Source organism: uncultured Leptotrichia sp. (assembly GCF_938036635.1).
Lineage (GTDB): Bacteria > Fusobacteriota > Fusobacteriia > Fusobacteriales > Leptotrichiaceae > Leptotrichia > Leptotrichia hongkongensis.
In genome coordinates this window covers 1-2,718 of the sequence record NZ_CALHQO010000079.1, presented here as the reverse complement: position 1 = coordinate 2,718, position 2,718 = coordinate 1, and the positions used below count along the sequence as shown (strand labels likewise).

The 2,718-nt window shown below is 28.2% G+C and carries 3 protein-coding genes; all 3 read right to left on the bottom strand.

The features are described 5' to 3' along the window. Positions 1-48 precede the first annotated feature (48 nt). Positions 49-975 (bottom strand): LD-carboxypeptidase, encoded by a 927-nt coding sequence (locus Q0370_RS01490; protein WP_299571149.1) that lies wholly within the window; start codon positions 973-975, stop codon positions 49-51. Between the two features lie 82 nt (positions 976-1,057). Continuing rightward, complete coding sequence (locus tag Q0370_RS01485) at positions 1,058-1,549, bottom strand: YhcH/YjgK/YiaL family protein (protein ID WP_299571145.1); 492 nt, start codon at positions 1,547-1,549, stop codon at positions 1,058-1,060. Positions 1,550-1,637: 88 nt separating this feature from the next. Beyond that, complete coding sequence (locus Q0370_RS01480; protein WP_299571142.1) at positions 1,638-2,615, bottom strand: tRNA-dihydrouridine synthase; 978 nt, start codon at positions 2,613-2,615, stop codon at positions 1,638-1,640. Positions 2,616-2,718 lie beyond the last annotated feature (103 nt).

The following is a 2,718-nucleotide window of genomic DNA, read 5'->3' as shown; positions in this document are numbered from 1 at the left end:
AAAAAATAATTGCTATACTTCACAATAGCAATTATTCATTTAAAAATATTATTTTTCAAAATAAATTTCATTCTTATTTTCATTAATTTTCAAAGTACATTTTGCTCCCATCGGCATTGTTACCAAGTCAGGCTTTTTATGTCCACTTTCAAGTCCATAAATTACAGGCTTTTCATAATTTTTGAAAAAATCTTTTAAAAAGTCCATTAACTCATAATTTTCCCCATAAGTATTTTCACAGCCTGCAAAATTACCTAACAAAACCGCATTACAGTCTTCAAATTTTCCAGCATATTTCAAATGTGTCATCATTCTGTCAATTCTGCTGATTTCTTCTTCAATTTCCTCAATAAAAAATATTTTTCCTTTTGTATCGATTTCATAATCTGTTCCTAAAGTTGTAACAATTATTGAAAGATTTCCACCAGTTAATTCGCCGTTTATTTTTTTATTTTCAAAATCTTTCTTATACAGAAGTGAAGTTTCTTTTTCTGTCCCAGTTTTTTCATCTATTGGATTTTTAAATAACCATTTTTCACCTTTTTTCTTATCCAAGGCATTAAAAAAAGATTTTTTTGTAAACTTATTAAAATCATTAAACATATTCGACTTTACCATAGGACCGTGAAAAACTCCCAAATTACACTTTTGATTAAAAGCAATGCTCAAATTTGTAACATCGCTATAACCCACAAAAACTTTAGGATTTTTCTTTATCAATTCATAGTCCAGCTTATCCAAAAGTTGTGAAGCACTAAATCCGCCCTTCACACAAAAAATTCCTTTAATTTCATTATCAGAAAAAGCCCTGTGCAAATCTTTCACCCTAATTTCAGGTGTTCCCGCCATATATCCTCCAACATTCTCAAAAAGGCTTTCTCCTAAGACTGGCTCAAAACCTAAGTTTTTCACAGTTTCCTTACATTTTTCAATATCTTCTGCAAAAATAGGCGAAGAAGTGCAAACTAAAAACACTTTATCTCCTTGTTTCAGTGGCTCTGGAAAATACATCTTTAAACTCCTTTTTTATTATTTTCTTTAGTTATAAAGTTTTGTTTTAAATATTCATTTTGTTGATTTCAATTTTAAAAACAACTTTTGTAACGATTTTTCTTATATTCCCAGAATCATCATTTTCAGAAACATTAAGTTCAGGCTTGTGAACATCATTTGGAAAAAATACAAGAACATCTCCAGTTTTCATAACTATATCAAATGCTTTATCACCTTCTAAAATTGTAAGGTCCTTCTCTTCATCAAAGCTCTTGACTTCCATGTCTTGAATATCATTAATTGCGACTTTTTCAGTTCCATTAATCATAATCTGTACATCCAAATATTTTTTGTGACTTTCCCAAAATTTCTCATTTTCACTTTTCGTAAAATATTTTCCAAGATTCATTTTGATATTGTTATAACCAACATCATAACTTCCATTTACAAGCGATAAAATTTTATTTTCATTTTTTTTGGCAAATTCAATACAAAATCGAATATCCTTTGCTAAACTCTTGTTTTGAATTTCATTGTTCACATTTGTAATAATCATTTCTTGCACTCTCCTTCAAAAAAATCACAGTTAACTTTCAACTGTGATTATACCCTTTTTTATTAAGAATTTCAATAAAAAAACTTATTTACAACATTTTAATCATCTTTATTTTTTCAAAAATTCTTTTTTCCAAAATAATTTTGTCAATATCTGTTTTTAGATTTTCATCATAAAAGTTCTCAATTACTCCGAATTCACTATTTCTATCCAAATTTTTATCCCAAAATTTGTGAAAATATGGACGTAAAAATTTGTTTATTTCAAGTACAGCCTTCATCTCGCCTTTATGTTTCGCAATATTTTGCAGATGTTCCAACACAATCGATTTTGTTTCGTCAAAAGTTTGAATTGTGTTTATTTTGCCAATATTGAGAAATTCCCTTGTTTGTTGAATTAACCAAGGATTACCTATTATTCCACGTGAAAGTATTATACCGTCAAGATTGCAGGAGGATGTTTTTCGTTTTATTTCGGTAGGCTCAAATAAATCACCATTTCCAAAAAAATTTATATTTCTTGGTATTTTGCTTAGTTTTTCAACAATTTCCCAGTTGGCAGTTCCAGAATACATTTGCTTTTGAGTTCGTCCATGCACACAGATAAAATCAAGGTTATGCTTATTTGCTAAATTCAAAAAAATTTCAGGATTGTCAAAATCTTTATAACCGACACGTATTTTTATCGAAATTTCAGCATCAATATTTTGTGTTTCCAAAAGAACCTGATCAACTAAGTCATAATTTTCAAGAAGAGCCGAGCCTGCCCCATTTTTTATAATTTTAGGCTGTGGGCACCCCATATTTATATTAATTTTTCTAAATCCCAAATTTTTCAACTTTAAAATCCCTGAAATCAATTCATCCTTATCTCCGCCAAAAATTTGTGTTCCAGTTTGTTGTTTATCATCACATTTTAAAAGTTCATTTATTGTAGTATCATCCTCACGATTCAGTAAATTAGCATTTACCATTTCTGTAAACAAAAAATCTGGCTTAAATTTTTGAAGTATTTTTCTAAAGGAATAATCAGTAGTCCCAGCCATTGGGGCAGTATATATTTTCATTTTTTCTCCTATTTTTTTATTTTACATTATATACTTAAAATGAAAAAAAATCAAATTTAGAAAAATTATTCGAATAAAATTAGAATTTGACATTTTTTAAAAT

Coding starts and splice junctions, on each gene's coding strand:
- Q0370_RS01480 (WP_299571142.1), bottom strand. CDS start 2,615: ATGAAAATATATACTGCCCCAATGGCTGGGACTACTGATTATTCCTTT.
- Q0370_RS01485 (WP_299571145.1), bottom strand. CDS start 1,549: ATGATTATTACAAATGTGAACAATGAAATTCAAAACAAGAGTTTAGCA.